General features: G+C 57.8%; 2 protein-coding genes. Both read left to right on the forward strand.

Going from position 1 to position 2,825, the window contains the following annotated elements:
* Positions 1-236: 236 nt before the first annotated feature.
* Complete coding sequence (gene crtI, locus H5U08_RS14820; RefSeq protein ID WP_297034715.1) at positions 237-1,775, forward strand: phytoene desaturase family protein; 1,539 nt, start codon at positions 237-239, stop codon at positions 1,773-1,775.
* A 183-nt stretch (positions 1,776-1,958) separates the two neighbouring features.
* On the forward strand, positions 1,959-2,825 hold an 867-nt coding region (locus H5U08_RS14825; RefSeq protein WP_297034717.1), incomplete at its 3' end, for an amino acid permease.

Consider the following 2,825-nt stretch of genomic DNA (forward strand, 5'->3'; position numbering starts at 1 on the left):
CCTATCTGACTGGCTGACCGCGCGAAAGGCAGGGCGAAAAGTTTTTCGCCCCTGCCACCTGCCACGTCGGTGTTCATCTCTGCGCTCTTGCCCGACGTTCGCGGAATCCGCGTCGTGAAACTGTCGGGGGTGTGAGCTTCCGTTCCTTCCTTGCCCAGCGTGTCTCCTGCCTATATATTGCCGTAATCACAGGGCTTAGTGGTGTTTCTGTCACTGCGAATTTTCAGGACGGGTCGATGAAGAAACCGAAGGTCATCGTAATCGGCGCGGGTCCGGGAGGGTTGGCGGCTGCGCTCCTGCTGGCCAAGGCGGGTGTCGAAGTCCTTGTCCTGGAGCGACAGCCCGTGGTGGGCGGCCGCTGCTCGCAGCTTCAAATTGGTCCGTATAAGTTCGATCGCGGTCCGACGTTCCTGCGCTATCCCTCTGCCCTTCGGGAGATCTTCCGCGCGATTGGACGAAAACTGGAAGAGGAGATTCCTCTCGTTCGATTGGACCCCATGTATCGGCTGTTTTTGGGGGCGCGGGGTTACCTGGATGCCACAGCCGATATTCCCAAAATGATGGAGCAAATAAAAAAATTCGCACCGCAGGATACCCACGGTTTTGAAAAATTCCTGCGCGATAATCAGCGCAAATTCCCTCCCGTTATTCGTTGTCTTCAACGACCGTTTGAACGCATTTATCACTATCTGAGCCGGGAGGCGCTCGCACTGCTTCCTGTACTGCGGCCGCACAGGACGCTTCAGCAGGATTTGGCACGCTTTTTCAGCGATCCCGATTTACAGGTGGCGTTTACGTTCCAGTCAAAGTATCTTGGGATGTCCCCCGAACAGTGCCCCAGCATGTTCTCGGTGTTGTCCTATTTGGAATACGCCTATGGGATATTTCATCCGATCGGGGGATGCAATGCGGTGCCGCGCCGTCTGGCGGAACTGGCGGTGCAATTCGGGGCACAGATTCGCCTTAATGAGGAAGTGCAGGAAATCTTTTTCGAGGGGCGTCGGCCGATCGGAGTACGGACGCAGAATGACGCCTACCCGTGCGATGCCCTGGTCATCAATGTGGACTTTGCGCGGTGCATGCAGCGGCTGGTGCCCGATCGGCTGCGGCGTCGCTGGTCGAACCAGAATCTGGAAAAGAAGCGTTATTCGTGTTCCACGTTCATGATTTATCTTGGCATAGAAGGCGAAATAGACGGATTGCTTCATCATAATATTTACATCCCACCAAATTATCGGGAATATTTGAAGGACATTGAAGAACGGCACGTTCTTTCAGAGGAACCAGCCTTTTACGTGCAAAATGCCTGTATCACCGATAAAACGCTGGCGCCACCGGGGCACAGTACCCTGTACATCCTCGTGCCGGTCACCCATCAGCATCCCAATGTGGACTGGAAGAAAGAACGGCTGCGTTTTCGGGAACTGGTTCTCGACCGGCTGCAACGGATTGGGCTGAGGGACATCCGATCCCGAATCCGGGCGGAGTTGATCTGGACCCCGGCCGACTGGGAGGCATGGGAGATCTTTCGTGGCGCCACCTTCAACCTGGCGCACAACCTGGGGCAGATGCTCTATTTTCGCCCGCACAACCGCTTCGAGGAGCTCGATCGGGTCTACCTGGTGGGTGGGGGGACCCATCCGGGCAGCGGATTGCCGACGATTTTTGAGTCATCGCGTCTTTCCGCGCGACTGCTGCTGGAGGATTTCGGGTTCGACACGGACTGGCTCAAGCCCGGGCCGCTGGAGCCACCGCTCGTTACAGTGCCCACCTGAGGAAGAAGCTCGGTCGGGCACGACAAGCGTGCCCCTCAGGAAAAGGCCGTTCCGACTCTCCGCCGCCACTGTGGCGGCCGGGCCAGGTTCCGATTACAATAACGGCTTGTCGTGGGCTGGTGGTGCAAGGCGTGGTGTTACGAGTGACGAAGTCTTCATATCCTGCCGTACCGCAGCCGGTCTATGATGAACAAAGCCACTCCCCCAAGCACATCTTCTGTTCCGTCCAGCGCTGTCCAACCCAGAAAAGAACTGGGGCTTTTCGATTCGATCTGTATTATTGTGGGCATCATCATCGGGGCGGGAATTTACAAGACAACCCCCACTATTGCCAGTGTCCTGCCGAATGCGGGCTGGCTGATCGCCGTCTGGGTGCTGGGCGGACTGCTCTCCCTGATTGGAGCCCTCTGCTATGCTGAGCTGGCTACCGCCTTTCCCCATGCCGGGGGTGATTACGTGTTTCTCACCCGGGCGTATGGACGCTGGATGGGCTTCCTGTTTGCCTGGTGCGAACTGTGGGTCGTCCGGCCAGGTTCGATCGGCATGATGGCCTTCGTCTTCGCCACCTACGCGCGGGAAATTTTCCCCCTTCATATTCCCGGGGGACCACAGTTTTCTCTCATGGCCTATGCCATGGGAGCGATCGCCGTTCTCACGTTGATCAACATCCTGGGCGTGCGGGAAGGAAAGTGGACGCAGAATCTCCTCACCGTTCTGAAGGTGCTCAGCCTGGCACTTATCTTCGTGGTGGGGATGTTCCTGGTGCCGGGTGCGGCAGCGGAGAAAGCGCCGCCGGCAGATCCCCCGCCATTCGACCTGCGGCTGGCCATGATCCTGGTGCTTTTCACCTACGGTGGGTGGAATGAGATGGCCTATGTCGCGGCGGAGGTAAGGAACCCCACGCGGAACATCCTGCGGGCCCTTGTGCTGGGGACTCTCGCCGTTACCGCCATTTACGTGCTGGCCACTGTGGCCTTTGTACGAGGGTTGGGATTCGCGGGGGTGCAGAAGTCGGAAGTGGTGGCGGCCGATCTTTTGAGGATATCGATG

The sequence above is a fragment of the Thermogutta sp. genome (assembly GCF_014359955.1).
Classification (GTDB): Bacteria; Planctomycetota; Planctomycetia; order Pirellulales; family Thermoguttaceae; genus Thermogutta.

Excerpts from the sequence above, each read along its gene's own strand:
- crtI (WP_297034715.1), top strand. The coding sequence starts at position 237 with ATGAAGAAACCGAAGGTCATCGTAATCGGCGCGGGTCCGGGAGGGTTG.